A 15,731-nucleotide genomic window follows, 5' to 3' on the forward strand; every position below is an offset into this window, starting at 1 on the left:
TCTGCCTCCTTTCCGTCTATTTGGTGATGAACAATGCCCGTTTCTCAATGTCCCCGACGGTCACCCCCTTGCGAAAACGATGTTTTTGAACCAATTCCTTGACGGTCTTTTTAGGTACTACCTTCAAGCTCCCGTTAAGGTAAATCACGAAATAGCGCAGGCCTGTCAGCTCTGCCAGTTCTTTCGCCTTTTTGACGGCCCGTTTGTACTTTCGGGCGAAGATGACGCGTTTAATCCATTCAATCATATTACCATATATTTTTGGCGGTCGGCCTCTTGCCGAACACCGGTTGAAAACTCTCTTGCCGGGTGTTGCGTTGCAGCATCCATATCGCCCCCTCGTCGGCATCGGGGGCATCGTCGTGTATGCGGCTTCCACGCTCGAGCGACAAGGTCTGGTCAATTCCCACCTGCATGTCGGGCGTATCTTTGAGCCGTTCGTTGTACCAGACAAAGCCGCGTTCCCAAAGCGGGCTTACCGCCTCGATGCGCTGCAACTTCTCGGGCTTTTTGCGTTTGTCGGGCATGATGGGCAACTGGTATCCCCGCAGGTTTCCCTCGGCCGAAAACTCGTCCAGAATGATGTCCTGCATGAAGTTGGCCTCCATGAAGAATTGGACAGAGACCTCGTCCCGCGTACGCTCGTAGAGGTCGTACAGCCAGCGGACCATTTCGCTTACCGTCGCCTGCCGCACGAAGCAGTCGACGAGGTGCAGTTCCGTCCCGATTTTCCCCCACAGGCGGCATGCCTTGTAGTCGTTGGAGGTGGTCGATTTGAAAGAAGGGTCGGTATAGCATACCAGCATTTCATATTTGGAGAGCTTGGGAAGCCGTTTGAACCGAATCCACTCGTGCCGGAAGATAGAACCATCGACTATCGGGTTGTGCATCATTTCCTTTTCCCATGCCCGGTACCCCACGAAATCCCGATAAGCCAGAGCCTCCTCTTTGGTCCACTTCTCCTTCCATACCGGTTCCCCGTTTGTATCGACGGCCTTGATGACGGACACATGTACTCCCTTTGTCCTGGCGATGTTCGCCAGAACGGAGGTTTTGGATATGAGGTTGCCTACCATGATAAACCGGCCCCGCCCCACGTCGAGGGCTCCGAAGAGCGCCTCTTTCACCCAGGCGGTGAGGTCGTTCACCCGCTTCTCGTTACGGCAGAGCTCATCGTCGTCGAGGTCGTCGATGACGATATAATCCGGGCGGCTTTCCCGGTCACGCAGACCACGGGGAGACTGCCCCCGTCCGCAGGCCAGGAATTTGACCCCGTTGGCGGCTTTGAATTCCCCCTCCTGCCAGGAGGCGTTGCCCCGCTGTTTCCCGAAGTCGGCGATAAGGCGTTGGTTGTGTTCGAGCTCGGCCTGTATGTCTCCCAGAAGCCTAACGGCACTGTCCTCGGACTTGCCGACCACCACCATGAAATTGATGAGACGTTTGGGCTGGAACATGAGCCAGATCGGTATAAAGATGTCGAAATGGGTCGATTTTGCGTGGCCGCGCGGCCATTGGAATACCGCCTTCAAATCGGGGGTGTTTCTGACCTTGACGGCTGCCGCGTTGTGAAAGGGAGCATTGTGCACGGTACGGATCACCTCTCCGGTGGTCTTGTCACGCAGCGTGAGGTAGTGTGGAAAGTAGTACTCGCAGAAAGCGGCATAGTTGTTCAGCAGACGCTGCTTGCGCCTGTCCCGTTCGGCAAGTGTCTCGTGAGCCATGACGGAGGTGTCCGTGATGGACTGTACCCTTTTGCAGAGCTCTTTCCACTGTTCATATGCCAGTTTCTTTTCCGTTTGCGTAGCCATAGGCTTTTTCCTCCCTATTTAATACCCATCTGCTCGGTGATGTACAGGTCCTGATACTTATTGATGGTCTTGATGAGTTCGGGGGTCACCTCGGAGTCGATGGTCGATCGGTACTCGATCCACCTGGAAAAAGCCATGAACACCTCGATGGCATCGACCACGTTGGCTTTCTTGTCGAGCTTCTCGATGACTGCCGACAGTTTGGCCAGTTTGTCTCCCAGTCCGGCGATGAGCGCCGGGTCTTCCGACTCGTTGACCTGCGTGATGAGCGTGTCGATGGTGAGCAGCAGTTTGTTGACCAGTTCGGGGCGGGTCACATTCTTGGCGGCGCGCGCCTCTTTCCACCCTTCGGTGCTGCACCACTTGGAGATGGTCACGCGGGAAACATCGACTTTGTCGGCGATCTCGTTCTGCCCGAGTCCGGCCATGTACAGCGTCCGCGCCAATGATTTTTTCTTTTCGGTTTCGGCCTTTGTCATAGTCTTTAAAATATAGAATTGAAACGGTTGTTTGCAACCGCGTTGCATGAGCAAAATTGGTCGGTTTTCGCCGCGTTTCCAAACTTCTGTGAAATGGTTTCACAGAAGTATGCAACCGTTTCATACATTTTTGGAGATGAGATATTTAGCCTGTAATATTGCGTCACAATCGCAATCAAAAAGTCACAATCACAATCAAAAAACAGATTTCAATGGGAAAAAGAGTGCGTATATCGAACGACAGCCTGAACAGCTATGGCACCCGGGTATTGACGGCCGGTATGGACGTGGAGCAGTATATGCGCAACCCCGTGCTGCTGTATATGCACGAGCGGGGAAGTGTCATAGGCTACGTAAAGGACATACGGATAGAAAACGACGAAGTGACCGGAGAGCTGGTCTTTGACGAGGTGACCGAACTGAGCAAACGCTGCAAGCGCCAATTCGAATTCGGGAGCCTGAAAATGGTCAGCGCCGGGCTCGACATCATAGAGATGAGCGAGGACAGCGAATACCTGGTCGTGGGACAGACCAGCCCGACCATCGTCAAAAGCAAACTGTTCGAGGTATCGGTCGTGGACATCGGGGCCAACGACGATGCCCTCGTGCTCAAAAAAGACGGAAAACAAATAACATTGGGCAAGGACGGCGAATGCCCGCTGCCCATCTTGAATACTAACCCTATAAAACAGGAACAAATGGAACAAAAAAAATTAGCCTTGCAGTTAGGGCTGCCGGAAACGGCGACCGAGGCCGAAATCACCGAAAAACTCGGCGAACTCCATGCAGCCCAGGAGGAGAATGTGCGACTCAAACGGGAAAAAGATGAGCTGACCCTCGCCAGTATCACGGCCCTTGTAAATACGGCCATCGGTGAGAAACGAATCTCCGCGGACAAGAAAGAGGAGTTTGTCAACCTCGGCAAAGAGATCGGTGCGGAAAAACTGTCGTCGATATTCTCGGCCATGTCGCCGCATGTGAAGCTCTCGACTGTTCTCGGCCATCAAGGCACGGGAAAAGTGGAAGATCCGGGAAAATATGCGAAACTTAGCGAAGTACCTGCCGACAAGCTGTTGGAACTGAGAAAAGAGCAGCCTGACGAATACAGACGCCTATACAGAGCCGAGTATGGCATGGAGTGCGAAATTTGAGTATCAACCTTAAAAACGAAATAACAATGAGCAAAATCGTAACGATTCTTTTTTCGCTCCTGTTCAACGCAGTTACAGGAGCTTTGCTGGGCGCGGCTGTCGGACTCTCTCCGCTGACCGGCGCCATAGGAATGAATATCGTTTCCGGCGTAATCGGAGGAGCTCTTCCCGCCGGTACGCTCCGCGAAGGCGTATTAACGGAAATCTGGACCGGAGAACTGGTCAAGTCGTTGCGGGCCGGCCTTGAAGGCACATGGCTCGATGGCGTGCCCGACAGCTCGTCGGTAGTGAATAACGATGTAATCCATCTCGTCGATGTAGGTGTCGACCCAGACGTGCTGATCAACAACACGACTTATCCCATTACCTTGCAGGAATTGAAAGACGGGGATATCTCCATCAGTCTTGACAAATTCCAGACGAAGGTAACCCCCATTACCGACGACGAGTTGTATGCGCTGAGTTACGACAAGATCGCACGGGTGAAAGAAAGCCATGCCAACGCGATAAACGACAGTAAATTCGCCAAGTCGGCCCATGCCCTGTGTGCGAATGAAGACACTGCGACCACTCCCGTTTTGACGACGACCGGAAGCCGGGATGAAAAGACGGGGCGTTTGAAATTGACAATCAGCGATGTGATACGAATGAAAGCGGCTATCGACAAGTTGAAAGTCCCCACAACCAATCGGCGTCTGGTTCTCTGTCCGGATCACGTGAACGACCTGCTCGATACCGACCAAAACTTTAAAGAGCAATACAATATCAACCGGGGTGAAGGCAAGGTGGGCAGAATGTTTGGATTCGATATCTACGAATACGCCAACAACCCGCTGTACACCACTGCCGGCAAAAAGAAAGCTGTGGGAGCCACGGCCTCTACCGGAGAATTCCAGTGTTCGTTCGCGTTCTATACGCCGCGGGTGTTCAAGGCCACCGGCTCTACCAAGATGTATTGGAGTCCGGCCGAGAACGACCCCGAGTACCAACGTAACAAAGTCAATTTCCGCCATTACTTCATCTGTATGTTCAAGAAAGCGGATGCGGGTGTCGTTATGGCCAGTGGCTATCAAGCTGAGTAAGTCATGGGAAAGTTGAAATATCTGGTCCTGCATTGCACCGCCACCCCCGAAGGGCGTGAGGTGACGGCTGACGAGATCCGTCGCTGGCACACCTCCGCACCCCCTGTCGGGCGGGGTTGGAAGCAGGTAGGATACACCGATATGATACACCTCGACGGCCGTGTGGAGAGGCTGGTGGACAACAACGAGGATGCGCAGGTCGATTCATGGGAGATTACCAACGGGGCAAAAGGGTACAACACGACAGCCCGGCACGTTGTGTACGTGGGCGGTGTCGCCGCCGACGGCAAGACTCCCGTGGACACCCGCACCCTCGCACAGCGGAAAGCGATGGAAACCTACGTGAAGGATTTTCATCGTCACTTCCCCGACGTGGAGATTGTCGGCCACAACCAGCTGGCGGCGAAAGCCTGCCCCTCGTTCGACGTGCGGGCTTGGTTGAAGTCCATAGGCATTAATCGATAAGAGGTATATTATGGAGTTCAGTGAAATGCTTAACTGGATACTGGGCGGCGGCCTGTTGGCGGCGGTTGTCGGACTTCTGACTCTGAAAGCGACCGTCCGCAAGGCGAATGCCGAAGCGGAGAAAGCGAAGGCGGAAGCCGAAACAGTCCGGATAGGCAACACTGAACAGGCCACCCGGATATTGATAGAGAACATTGTCGAACCCTTAAAAAAGGAACTGAGTGAAACCAGAGAAGATTTGCGGGAAGCGAAAAAGGAGCTTGGCTCGACCAAGCGGGAGATGGCCCGCTTCCGTAAAGCCATCGAGACGGCTAACAGTTGCAAGTTTCGTGCTGACTGCCCTGTTATTTTCAAGCTGCGCGACCTCACGAGAGGCAGCGCGGGAAAAGGTGCGGACGGTGGAGACGGAGCAACGGGACAGCCTCGCGCGAGAAGTTCGCCGGATACGGACGGAAACGGTACCGATGTCGGAGGTGAGAATGGAGATACCGACGGACAGCCTCCTTAAACTGCCGGAGGGCTCGTCGTTTCATGCCAAGAGCGGACAGGCCCGTCTCGACATCGGCAAGGGGAAGGAACCCGGAACCATCGTGGTCTATGCCTCTTGCGACAGTCTGCAGCGACAGTGTGAGTATTACGAGAAATCCTCCTCGGTATGGCGCGAGCGCTATGAAGGCATGGCCGACCTGTACGAAGCGGAATTAAAACAGCGTTCGAACCCCGTTAAAACCTTTTTCACAGGGCTCGTCGCCGGGATAGCGATAACGATATTAGGAATGATAATCATCAAAAACAAATTGAAGAATGGCAACTAAGAAATTCATCTACGGCATAGCCGTCGTAAAGTTTAATCAAAAGGAAATCGGCTACATCGAAAAAGGTAGTTGGGATTGGGGCGGCACAAAAGCCGAAAGTACCGATATTGAAGCCGAACAGGTGCCCGATGCCCCCGTGCTGACGCTGGCTAACAAAAATGCAACCATCGCTCCCACGTTCAATCTCATTCAACTGGATTATGAAAACATACAGGCCGTTCTGGGCGGTACGTTGGTAGGCAGTACCGGGTCGTACACCGGCTGGAAAGCTCCCACCGACTTGGTGGAACTTCGCGGCCCGTGGGAAATCAAGTTCGTCTCAGGTCAGACCATGAAGATTCCCAACGGTACCATTATGGCCAACTTGGGAGGCAAGCTGACGCTGACCGAGGTTTCCAAGATAGAGTGCCAGCTGAAAGTGAACAAGCCGGAGGAAGCGGATACCGCTCCTTACGAAATCAACGACACCCCATCGGATTAACGTATGGACGAGAAAGTCGCACGCCTCATACAGCGCGAGGGGGCGGCCGCCCTGTTGGACCGGGGCGTGTCCGTCCCCTTGAAGGATATCCGCCTCCCGTTCCGCAAACCCCTGCGCCTGCGGGTCGTCATGCGCCGCCCCCGGCTGGGCGGGCTTATTCGCTTGGCCCGGGTGTACCTCTCGTTAGGGGTGACGGCGGAACAGATGAACAAGTTTACGAAGGAGGAGGAAATGGCCTTTTTGGTGACCCACGGCAAACAGGTGAGCCGCATGGTGGCCTACACGCTGTGTCGCGGCTGGATCAGCCGCCGGCTGCTGGTCGGGGCAACGGCATGGCTGGTTCGCAACTGGATAGACACCGAGTATGTCTCGGCCGCCATGCGCAGCTTCGTGTTCCTGTTGGGCACCGACCCTTTTACAAATATTATCAGATCAGCCGAGAGGACGAACCCGATGAAGCTGAGACTGAGCCAAAGAGACAAGGGGAGTTAAAGACGGTATTCGAGCCTTCCCATAGCCCCTTCGGATTTGTCTGGCAGGTGGCCGACGCCACCGGCTGGAAGGTAAAGTACATACTGGAAGGTGTGAACTTCCAGACCTTGATTATGATGCTGGCAGACGCGCCCCGCTATATCCGAAAGAAACAGGAGGAGAAGAGCGCGGAGGACGAGGCCGCCGACATCGTGGGATTTTTCCAAAGCAATTTGAAGAGATAACATGGCAATGAAACCGGTAGAAGTAGAGATATTGATGAAGGACCGCCTGTCGGGGGCTCTCGACAAGGCCGGCCGCAAGGTGGACGAGATGAAAGGCAAGGCGACCGCCGCATCGTCGGAAATGGACAGTCAAGCCCAAAGGTTGCGTACCGCCATAGCCGGACTCACGGAGCAAATGGAAGAATTGCGCAGGGTCGGACAAAACGCCTCCCCGAACCTCGACCAGAGTGAAAACATGGCCGGTATCGAAGCGCTCGAAAAGCAAATCGCCGAATTGGAATCCCGGTTAAAGCAGCTGGGTGCAACCGCAGAAGCCACACAGACAGTCCCCCCGGAACTGCCCGCCGCCAAGCAGCAATTCAACGGCCTGCACATGAGTATCCAACAGATCGCCCGGGAAATGCCCTCTCTGGCTATGGGTCCCCAGATGTTTTTCCTCGCCATCTCCAACAACCTGCCCATTTTCGCGGACGAGGTAAAAAGGGCGCGGGTCGAATATGACAATCTGGTGAAATCCGGGGAAAAGGGCGTGCCGGTATGGAAACAAATACTTTCCTCTTTATTTTCGTGGCAGACCGCCCTGACGACAGGCATCATGCTGCTGGTCATGTACGGCGACGAACTGGTAGGCTGGGTAAAAGGGCTGTTCAGCGCCAAAGACGGAGTCGACGCCTTGAAAAAAGCCCTGCAGGAGAAAAACGAGGTAGAGAAAGAAGGACATGCCGTTTCCATACGCACCCGTGCCGAGCTGGACAACACCCTCCGCGAGTTGAGAGACTTTATCGGCACGAAAGAGCAGGAGAAGAACAAGGTCGACGAGTTGAACAGGAAATACGGCGACACGTTCGGCACTTACAAGTCCCTGACCGAGTGGTATGACACACTCATACAAAAAGGGAATGCCTATGTCGAGTCCCTGTTCATGCAGGCAAAGGCTCAGTCCTATATTAAAAAAGCCATAGAAGCCGACGAGAAAGCGAACGAAATCCGCAGCAAGGGCAAGGAAGAGTACCGCCCGTTCTGGGGCGCCGGCGGAAAGCTCAACATGTTTTTTGGCGGGGACAACATCGGCCAATATGGAAGCGATCCGGCAGAGACAGCCTTTAACAAAGCCCTGCAAGAGGAGGAAAATAAAAAACAACATTACCTGAATGAGGTCGAATGGTTCCAGAAAGAGGCAACCAGAATCTTCAAGGAAGCGGGACTCTCCGATTACCGGACCATCGAGACTGATGACGACACCGCCAAGACAGAGGAAGAAAAGCGGAAACAGGCCCGACAGAAACTGAATGACGAGTTGCTGGCTCTGGAACAACAGAACCAGCAGGATTGGCTCGACTTGCAGGAGGAAGGCACGCAGAAGAAACTGGCTCGGATAGACGCCGACTATGCCCGGCAGAAAGCCGAGATCGAAAAGAAGGTGCGGGAACTGGCCGAGCTGAACCGAAAGGCGGGCATCACCGGCACCAACGCCGCCGGGCTGACCGGGGAGCAACAGACCGAAATCGACCGCGCTAATACCCTTGCCGAAGATACACGAGAAAAAGAGCGCACGGCGGTTTACCGGGAAGAGGCTGTTGCCATGCGCGACTACCTAAAAGAGTACGGCTCCTATCAGCAGCAGAAACTGGCCATCGCCGAGGAGTATGCCGAGAAAATACGACGGGCACAATCGGAAGGCGAACGGCTCTCGCTCGAAAAAGAGCGGGACTCGGCCGTCAACCGGCTGGAACTGTCGGCGATCCGGCAGCAAATCGACTGGGGAAACGTATTTGGCAATTTCGGGGTGATGTTCCGCGAACAGGTGCAGCCGACCATCGACCGGCTGAAAACGATCGCCCGAAGCCCGGAGTTCCAAACCTCCGCCGACGTCGACGAAATGGAAGCCCTGTATGGCTTGATTTCCAGCCTGCAACAGTCGGAGACGATGTGGAACGGGGAGATTTTCCGGCAAATCAACGACGACCTCGTCTCTTATCAAAACGCCATGCGGGGCTACATGGCCGCGCAGCAGCGGGAAATCGAGGCGACCGAAGAGCTGGCCCGTGCCAAGCAAACGCTGAAAGAAGCGGAAGGAAGCGGTGATGCCCGCAGCATAGAGGCGGCCGAGCTCTACGTGGGAGAGGCCGCGAAGAATCTGGACAAGGCATCGCGGGACGTGCAGATGTTCGGGACGCAGGTGCAGAGCACCACTACCAGCCTCCGGGAGTCCTCGGAACAGGCAGCCGGCATGTTCCGCAATCTCGAATCAGGGCTGAGAAACCTTTCGTCGGGGAACCTGAAAGGCATAGGACAAGGTGTCATGCAACTCGACAAGCTGTTTAACGGCGGGAAGCTGACCGAAAAACTCGGCGGCTCCCTCGCGGAAGGATTCGAGAAAATCTTCGGGGACAGCAGCGTCACCCAAGCCCTCGCGGAAGGCTTGGGCAATTCGGGATTGGCCGGCTCCATTATTTCCGCCATACTCTCCATCTTGGACGAATTGGCAACGGAGGGTATCGGGGGTATCGTCGCGGGGTTGACAGACACCGTGCTCGGCGCTGTCAGCGGCATTATCGACAATATCTTTTCGTTGGAGCTTTTCCAACAAATCGGCGAGTCCCTGTTGAAAGGGGCGGCCAATATCCTCGACGCGTTATCGTTCGGGGGCTTGGGCAAACTGGTGGGGAACGGGGACAGCGACCCCCATTTGGAGGAGGACATGGAGCGCCTGAGCTTGACGAACGAAGCCTTGATCGCCGCCATCGAGTCGTTGACCGATGAGATAAAGGGCTCCTCCGGCCAACAAGCCACGGAGCTCTATGAAAAGCAGATGGCCCGTCTGGACGAGGCGGAAGCCCATACGCGGGAACAAATGCAGCGGAGCGCTTCCGCTTACAGCAACGGGCTTTGGGGCATAGGCGGCAAAAAGTCCTCCAACAAAAAAATAGACGATGCCATGAGCGGTAACGACTGGCAGCGTATCAGCGAGGTGGTCGGAAGGACGATCGGCGAGGCCGCCGATTTCTGGAACCTGTCGAGCGAGGAGATGGCGAAGGTCGCCCGGGAAGCGCCCGACCTTTATGCGAAAATCAAGGACTATGCCGATGCGGGCTACAAGGATGCCGCCCGGTATATGGACGACTATATCGCTTTCGCCGAACAGCGGAAGGAGTTGGAACAGGCCTATTACGAGAGTATCACGCAGGTCTCCTTCGACAGCGTGTACGACAGTTTTATCGACATGCTGATGGACATGTCGTCAGACTGGGAGGATTTTTCCGACGACATGAGCGAGTATCTGATGCGCGCCCTGTTGAAGACCAAGCTGGACGAATTGCTTAAAACGGATATGGAGGATTGGTACGCCACCTTCGGAAGGGCCATGTCCAATGGAGAGCTGACCGATGAAGAAATCGAGGACTTGAACAAACAGTGGGAGGAACTTGTGAAAAAAGGCCTCCATATCCGCGACAGCATATCGGAAGCTACCGGCTATACCGGGGACGACGGCGGAACGACACAGAGCGGGAAACCGGGCGGGTTCGCCGCCATGAGCCAAGAACAGGGCTCCAAGCTCGAAGGGCTCTTTGTATCCGGGCAGATGCACTGGTCGAGCATGGACGACAAGATGAGCGATGTGAGCGAGCAGATGGGCGCAGCCGTGGACCACTTGCGACGCATCGAGGAGAACACCGGTACCAGTGCCAGGCACCTGGGAGAGATAAAGGAGGACATCAAGAAGATCGTGAGAGACGGGCTTAAAATGAAATAAGTATGGACGCAATATTGGGAGGTAAGGTCATTATTAACGGGGTCGACATTTGGAAAGAGTATGGCGCTTTCCTGGTCGAGAAGAAGCGGGGCGACCGCAACAACCTGAAAGCCATCATGGCACCGGCCAAAACGAAAACCCATGTGGCAGTAGATATACGCGAGGAGAATGGTGAGAAATACTCGGCTGTACTCGACGTAAAAAACCAGGCGCGCGATGTGAAGCTCTACTTTGCCCTCTATGCCAATACCCGGGAAGCCTGGTTGTCGCAGTACCGGGCGTTCATCTCCATGCTGAAGCAGGGCGACGATGGCTGGCTCGACATCAATTTTCCCGACCTTGACATGACTCTTCGCGTCTTTTACAAGGAGGCGAGCGATTACGAGCCGCTCACTTATCTCTGGAAGGTGGGCAAGCAGGCCAGCCGGTTCTATGTGACATTCCGCGAGCCTTCCCCGGCTATTTGAATGAACTTATAACAGCATTAAAACGACCTTAAAACAGCATACGAGATGATAACGATTTATGGCAGCGACGGCATAGCGAAGGCGCAGGTTCCCTGCGACGACAACTCGACGCAGGAGATGGAGTTGCAGGGCGACAACGTGCTCAACCTGTCGTTCGTCCTATACGAACATGTAGCGCTGGACGTCAACGACTACGCCGAGTTCATGGGGCGGCGGTACTGGCTTATGGAGCGTTATCACCCCGAGCAAACGTCGACAGTCGAGTGGAAATATGCCATCAAGCTCTACGGCATCGAAAGCCTGGTAAAGCGATTCCTGGTCATCAACGACACGGACGGCGACGACGAGCCGGTCTTTACCTTGACCGCCCCGCCGCGAGACCACGTTGCCCTGATTGTCAAGAGCATCAACAACGGCATGGGGACAACCGACTGGAAGGTGGGCACGGTAGAGGGTACCGACAACATCGTCATCGACTATTTCGGGAAATATTGCGACGAGGCGCTCAAAGAGGTGGCCGAGAAAGTCGGACACCGCGCCGAATGGTGGGTCGAGGGACAGACCGTCAACATCTGCCGCTGCGAGCAGGGCGAAGAGGTGACGCTGGCCTACGGCAAGGGCTTGCTCTCGCTGAGCGGCGACATGGCCGACAACGCCAAGTTCTACACCCGGCTCTACCCGGTGGGCAGCACCCGCAACATCGACCCGGAGAAATACGGACACTCCCGCCTTCAACTCCCCGGCGGTGCAAAGCATGTCGATGTGAATGTCGACAAATACGGCGTGTGGCATCACTACGAGGCCGACGCCTTCGCCGACATCTATCCCAGACGCGTCGGTACCGTGAGCTCGGTGCGCAAGGAAGAGACGAAAGACGAGGAAGGCAATCCATTTACAATCTGGTATTTCAAGGACGACTCACTCGACTTCGACCCAAACGACTACGAACTACCCCAATTGGTCAAGCGGGTGTCCTTTCAGGAGGGCTCGGAACTGGCGGGGCTGGGCGACGAGGAGGACGGGACCTATTACTTCGAAGTTAACTACGACAGCGACAATAAGGAGTTCGAGATCATCACCATCTGGCCCTATGACGACGACACCCAACTCCCCAACGACACGCTGTGTCCCAAGGCGGGCGACAAGTACATCTTGTGGAATATCCGCATGCCGGACGAGTATTACCCGCTGGCCGAACAGGAGTTTAAAGAGGCCGTCGATAAGTATAACGAAGAGAATGCCGTCGACGTGAGTCGCTACAAGGCACCGACCGACCATGTCTATATCGAAGATCACGCCATCGACCTCTATGTGGGGCGCCGGGTGAGGCTCGAAAGCGACAAATATTTCCCCGAGACCGGTTTCCGCAGCAGCCGTATCACCAAAATCACCCGGAAGGTGAACCTCCCCTCGCAGATGGACCTCGAGATCAGCGACGCCACGAGCACCGGCGCGATGACGACCATCAACGACAACATCACCGCCGTGGAGAATTATGTGCGGGAGGCCACGGCGGGCTCGTTCCCTGACCTCATACGGAGTTGGGACAACACCCTGCCCACCGACAACAACGTGTTCAGCGCCCGTCGGACGTTGAAAGAGGCCCTCAGCCGCCTGCGGCCCGACACCGCCCAGGAGAAAATCACCTTCGCCAAGGGGCTGGACATCGGAGTTTACTCCTCCCTCGTAAGCGGCGGAACGTTCAGAACCGATGAACAGGGCAACACCTATATCGAAGCGGACAACATCTTTATCCGAAAGAAGGCGACCATACAGGAGACGCAGGTCAACCAGGTCACCCATATTGCCGGGGAGTATATCGTCAGTTCTGCCTCCTTCGCCCACCTTTTCCGGGTAGAGGAGTTCGAAACGTATTACCGCTGTTATGCGGACGATGGTGAAATCGATTCGGAAAACGACTTCATCGTGGGGGATATGGCCATCTGCCGGGCGGTCGACCGGACGGAGGCATTAAAGCCCCGCTACTACTGGCGAAAGGTGGTCGGGGTCGGCGACAACTACGTCGACCTCTCCAAGACGGATGCCGATACCGGCTCGGATATCCCCGTAGCCGGGGACGCCCTTATCCAGCTGGGGTACGACCCGGTGGTGGGCGGCAGCGAGGAGCCCGGGCGACAGAACGCCGTCATCATCTCCTCTGTCGCCATCGACTCCCCCGGCATCAAGCTGTTGCAGGGTATCGACTCCTACACCTTGCAGGGCAAGGAGGTCATCAGTCAGGGATTCGACAAGACCACCGCCCGGGCTTTCCTCAAAGTCCTCGGAGACTTTGCCGTCGGTGTCCCCGACCAAAGCACCTATCTGCTCTACGATTCGACAACCAAAACTCTCCGAATCAAGGGCAAATTCATTACCGAGCACTACGACGACCTCGACAAGGCCCTCGAAGAGCGCGAATACCTCAAAGAAGCCTTCCGTAACGACACCGCCATCGACGGGGGGGTCATCGCCACGAGTCTCGTGCAGCTCGGCTACCGCACTCCCGAAGGCGAGTATGTCGTCATGAGCGGCGTGAGCGGTCTCGACCGGGGAACCGGCAGTATCTCCTATTGGGCGGGCGGAGACCCCGTTGACCGCTTTGTCTATGACGAGGAATCCGGGAAATACGTCGAAAAGGAGGGCCTTGCCGGCAACGAGGCCACGGCCCTGATCCGCATGGACGGCACGGGCTATCTGGCCGCCGGCAATATCCGGTGGGACAAGAAAGGGAAAATCGACACCAACCTCGGGGCATTCTACTTCGGCGACAAACTCATCGACGCCTATCTCAACATCTTTCAGCTTAATGAAGATTCGGAGAGCGGGAAACTGCTCGATGTCACGCCCCTCGTGCCCATGACCGACATCGATGTCAACCATAGCGTTACCATCGGCGGGGCGACGCTGGTATGGGACGCCGCCAACAAGGCCATTAAAGTGTACGACTCGAAAAACGGGGAACCGATAAGCCTCTATACCACCGGCAGCCTCTCGGCTCTCGGTCTCGGCAGCCTCGAAGGGGGAGGCGGTGGCGGAGAAGGGCTTATCAAGCTCGTTCATGGGTTCGACGATCTGGGCGGGGTGTTCGACAACACCACGATGACGGAGACTTTCAACGCCTACACCATCAACGAGATTTGGGAACTCGCCAACGCCGGCGCATCTACGATAGGTACAGGCAATGTGGTGACGGCCGTCAGCAAAACGGGCGGTAACATCGTTGTCACCAAAGGCATAACCCTGTACGATTGGGTGCGGCAGCCGAACAAGCCAACTTATTCGCTCTCGGAGATAAACAACGTGAGCGGTACATATACGGGGCTGACAGTCGGGCGTTCGGTCGAATCGGACAATGCGAAAAAGTTGAACGGGCTTGACAACGGGGCTTTCCTGTATAAAAGGGGCGGCATGTATGAGACAGCCACCGGAAACGGGTGGCTGATTCGCACGAAAGTCGAGGAGGCCGAGGCGGCTATGTTGACGTTGCATTTGATTGGAAATGGATATTATAGCCGACGAATTATCAATACGATCGTACAGGCGTACAATTATGCCCCGAATGATGTCGAGTTTACGGCTACGGCCGGTACGCATTTCGGTGACGATTTGGGTGACGTGAAGGTGTTCTTGTACGGGGGACACGTGTGTTTTTGGGTTTCGGCCAAGACGGATTACCAGACCTGCTCCATATTCGTCTATAACACATACGGGGCATTGAACGGGACTTGCGAGAACTGTGTGGATAGCATATCGTTGTCTCCCATGCCGGCAGTCGGCGTAAGCAAGCTGACCGTGGTTACCCCGTCTGTCGCCTTGACGGATAACGATTCCATCGCAGCTGACAGGCTCAAGAACTATCGCCTGTTTTGGGGAAATCCATTTAACGGAACGAACGATGTGTCCGGAAGTCTGTCGGGAGTTCGGGATATAACGATGGATGGAGACATCGATGGAGCGAATGTAATCAGGGCTACGAGTATAAACCTTTCGACCGGTAGTAAGTCTGTATCCATTTCCGCCGGAAGGATTGTGGCGACAAATAACATAAGGTCAAAGGAGAGTGTCACGTCGGACGGTATCATAACAGCCAAGGGGGATATATCGTCGCAAGGCAATATCTCGGCACAAGGCTCGGTCACCGCTCTAACGACTTCGGACATGCGTTTGAAGTGGGATTTCGACTATACCCGAAGTTATACCGACCGCCTCTTGGCGATGGGCAGGGTATGCGATTTCCGATACACCGAAAAAGCACGGAAGCGTAACAAGGGCGGTGTGGACGGGGAAGCCCATACGGGTCTGATCTATCAAAAGGTGAAAGAGGTATTGCCATCGATGGCCTACGAAACGGGGGACGGTTACGGGGCTCTGAACTACCTGTCGCCCGACTATATCAACACCATCGCCGGTGCGACGCAGGAGACAGCCCGTCTGGTTAAAGCCCTTATGGGAGATATAGAACGATTGAAAAAGGAATTGTCCGAATTAAAAGGGAAAGGAGGAGAATGAGCGT

General features: G+C 55.2%; 14 protein-coding genes. 11 read left to right on the top strand and 3 right to left on the bottom strand.

What is annotated here, in order from left to right; translation table 11 throughout:
- Positions 1 to 16 precede the first annotated feature (16 nt).
- Genes NBH06_RS05440 through NBH06_RS05450 form a run of 3 tightly spaced genes read right to left on the bottom strand, consistent with a single transcriptional unit; the run spans position 17 to position 2,287 of the window.
- Entirely contained in the window at positions 17 to 247 is a 231-nt protein-coding gene (locus NBH06_RS05440) for a hypothetical protein (protein WP_250793183.1), read from the bottom strand.
- Position 248: 1 nt separating this feature from the next.
- On the bottom strand, positions 249 to 1,808 hold the full coding sequence (locus NBH06_RS05445) for a hypothetical protein (protein ID WP_250793184.1): 1,560 nt from the start codon (positions 1,806 to 1,808) through the stop codon (positions 249 to 251).
- Positions 1,809 to 1,822: 14 nt separating this feature from the next.
- Positions 1,823 to 2,287 carry a terminase gpP N-terminus-related DNA-binding protein gene (locus tag NBH06_RS05450; protein ID WP_250793185.1) on the bottom strand — a complete coding sequence of 155 codons (465 nt, stop codon included), beginning with the start codon at positions 2,285 to 2,287 and terminating at the stop codon, positions 1,823 to 1,825.
- Between the two features lie 212 nt (positions 2,288 to 2,499).
- On the opposite strand from NBH06_RS05450, the gene NBH06_RS05455 reads away from it, so the two are divergent.
- The 11 genes from NBH06_RS05455 to NBH06_RS05505 all read left to right on the top strand — a co-directional run bounded on the left by NBH06_RS05455 (position 2,500) and on the right by NBH06_RS05505 (position 15,727).
- Positions 2,500 to 3,438: an HK97 family phage prohead protease gene (locus tag NBH06_RS05455; protein WP_250793187.1), complete on the top strand. Its 939-nt coding sequence runs from the start codon at positions 2,500 to 2,502 to the stop codon at positions 3,436 to 3,438.
- 26 nt (positions 3,439 to 3,464) lie between these two features.
- A complete protein-coding gene (locus NBH06_RS05460; RefSeq protein WP_250793189.1) occupies positions 3,465 to 4,520 on the top strand; it encodes a phage major capsid protein in 1,056 nt (351 codons plus the stop codon).
- Positions 4,521 to 4,523: 3 nt separating this feature from the next.
- A complete protein-coding gene (locus NBH06_RS05465; RefSeq protein ID WP_250793191.1) occupies positions 4,524 to 4,985 on the top strand; it encodes an N-acetylmuramoyl-L-alanine amidase in 462 nt (153 codons plus the stop codon).
- A gap of 10 nt (positions 4,986 to 4,995) precedes the next feature.
- Positions 4,996 to 5,493, top strand: coding sequence for a hypothetical protein (locus NBH06_RS05470; RefSeq protein ID WP_350449410.1), 498 nt, complete (start codon positions 4,996 to 4,998; stop codon positions 5,491 to 5,493).
- Positions 5,465 to 5,800, top strand: coding sequence for a hypothetical protein (locus NBH06_RS05475; protein WP_250793193.1), 336 nt, complete (start codon positions 5,465 to 5,467; stop codon positions 5,798 to 5,800). The genes NBH06_RS05470 and NBH06_RS05475 overlap by 29 nt, the downstream gene beginning before the upstream one ends.
- Positions 5,790 to 6,281: a hypothetical protein gene (locus NBH06_RS05480; protein WP_250793194.1), complete on the top strand. Its 492-nt coding sequence runs from the start codon at positions 5,790 to 5,792 to the stop codon at positions 6,279 to 6,281. Before NBH06_RS05475 ends, NBH06_RS05480 begins: the two co-directional genes overlap by 11 nt.
- 3 nt (positions 6,282 to 6,284) lie before the next feature.
- Positions 6,285 to 6,773, top strand: coding sequence for a hypothetical protein (locus tag NBH06_RS05485; RefSeq protein WP_250793195.1), 489 nt, complete (start codon positions 6,285 to 6,287; stop codon positions 6,771 to 6,773).
- A gap of 92 nt (positions 6,774 to 6,865) precedes the next feature.
- Positions 6,866 to 6,997 carry a hypothetical protein gene (locus NBH06_RS13525; RefSeq protein WP_284703182.1) on the top strand — a complete coding sequence of 44 codons (132 nt, stop codon included), beginning with the start codon at positions 6,866 to 6,868 and terminating at the stop codon, positions 6,995 to 6,997.
- 7 nt (positions 6,998 to 7,004) lie between these two features.
- A complete protein-coding gene (locus tag NBH06_RS05490; RefSeq protein WP_250793196.1) occupies positions 7,005 to 10,751 on the top strand; it encodes a viral A-type inclusion protein in 3,747 nt (1,248 codons plus the stop codon).
- Positions 10,752 to 10,753: 2 nt separating this feature from the next.
- The gene (locus tag NBH06_RS05495) at positions 10,754 to 11,218 is read left to right on the top strand and encodes a hypothetical protein (RefSeq protein WP_250793197.1); all 465 of its coding nucleotides are present in this window, start codon (positions 10,754 to 10,756) and stop codon (positions 11,216 to 11,218) included.
- 45 nt (positions 11,219 to 11,263) lie between these two features.
- Positions 11,264 to 15,727 carry a tail fiber domain-containing protein gene (locus NBH06_RS05505; RefSeq protein WP_502800946.1) on the top strand — a complete coding sequence of 1,488 codons (4,464 nt, stop codon included), beginning with the start codon at positions 11,264 to 11,266 and terminating at the stop codon, positions 15,725 to 15,727.
- Positions 15,728 to 15,731: the final 4 nt, after the last annotated feature.

Origin of the sequence: Barnesiella sp. B2-R-119 (assembly GCF_023656675.1) — a bacterium.
GTDB classification, from domain to species: Bacteria; Bacteroidota; Bacteroidia; order Bacteroidales; family Barnesiellaceae; genus Barnesiella; species Barnesiella intestinihominis.

Bases quoted from the DNA above. Each gene is read 5' to 3' on its own strand.
- NBH06_RS05440 (WP_250793183.1), bottom strand. From the start codon at position 247: ATGATTGAATGGATTAAACGCGTCATCTTCGCCCGAAAGTACAAACGG.
- NBH06_RS05445 (WP_250793184.1), bottom strand. From the start codon at position 1,808: ATGGCTACGCAAACGGAAAAGAAACTGGCATATGAACAGTGGAAAGAG.
- NBH06_RS05450 (WP_250793185.1), bottom strand. From the start codon at position 2,287: ATGACAAAGGCCGAAACCGAAAAGAAAAAATCATTGGCGCGGACGCTG.
- NBH06_RS05455 (WP_250793187.1), top strand. From the start codon at position 2,500: ATGGGAAAAAGAGTGCGTATATCGAACGACAGCCTGAACAGCTATGGC.
- NBH06_RS05460 (WP_250793189.1), top strand. From the start codon at position 3,465: ATGAGCAAAATCGTAACGATTCTTTTTTCGCTCCTGTTCAACGCAGTT.
- NBH06_RS05465 (WP_250793191.1), top strand. From the start codon at position 4,524: ATGGGAAAGTTGAAATATCTGGTCCTGCATTGCACCGCCACCCCCGAA.
- NBH06_RS05470 (WP_350449410.1), top strand. From the start codon at position 4,996: ATGGAGTTCAGTGAAATGCTTAACTGGATACTGGGCGGCGGCCTGTTG.
- NBH06_RS05475 (WP_250793193.1), top strand. From the start codon at position 5,465: ATGGAGATACCGACGGACAGCCTCCTTAAACTGCCGGAGGGCTCGTCG.
- NBH06_RS05480 (WP_250793194.1), top strand. From the start codon at position 5,790: ATGGCAACTAAGAAATTCATCTACGGCATAGCCGTCGTAAAGTTTAAT.
- NBH06_RS05485 (WP_250793195.1), top strand. From the start codon at position 6,285: ATGGACGAGAAAGTCGCACGCCTCATACAGCGCGAGGGGGCGGCCGCC.
- NBH06_RS05490 (WP_250793196.1), top strand. From the start codon at position 7,005: ATGAAACCGGTAGAAGTAGAGATATTGATGAAGGACCGCCTGTCGGGG.
- NBH06_RS05495 (WP_250793197.1), top strand. From the start codon at position 10,754: ATGGACGCAATATTGGGAGGTAAGGTCATTATTAACGGGGTCGACATT.
- NBH06_RS05505 (WP_502800946.1), top strand. From the start codon at position 11,264: ATGATAACGATTTATGGCAGCGACGGCATAGCGAAGGCGCAGGTTCCC.